This is a genomic window from Kytococcus schroeteri (assembly GCF_002847825.1).
In the GTDB taxonomy this organism is placed as follows: Bacteria; Actinomycetota; Actinomycetes; order Actinomycetales; family Dermatophilaceae; genus Kytococcus; species Kytococcus schroeteri.
Window position 1 is genome coordinate 1 of the sequence record NZ_PKIZ01000121.1, and the last position, 327, is coordinate 327.

1 protein-coding gene is annotated in these 327 nt (G+C 64.5%); it reads right to left on the reverse strand.

The genetic code is table 11. The features are described from left to right. On the reverse strand, positions 1 to 324 hold a 324-nt coding region (locus tag CYJ76_RS11800), incomplete at its 3' end, for a 2-C-methyl-D-erythritol 2,4-cyclodiphosphate synthase (protein WP_101850156.1). Between the last annotated feature and the right edge of the window lie 3 nt (positions 325 to 327).

Here is a 327-nt window from a genome sequence, read left to right on the forward strand (position 1 = left end):
GCCCATTTTCGGGCGGTTACCCACCATCTGCACAGCCGCGTTGCCGATCACGAAGCCCTTGGATTCCAACAGCTCGCGGCACTCGCGCAGTAGGCGCTCACCGGATACGTTGTCGTATTCTTGGCGCCCCACCCCGACGAAGCTGCCCAGATCCCCCAGTCCTGCGGCGGAGAGCAGCGCATCCACTACCGCATGCGCCACCACGTCGCCGTCGGAGTGCCCCTCGCACCCGTCCTGGTCCTCCCACAAGAGGCAAGCCATCCAGCAGTCCTTACCGGGCTGCACCTGGTGAGCATCCGTCGCAATACCTACGCGGGGAATGATGTG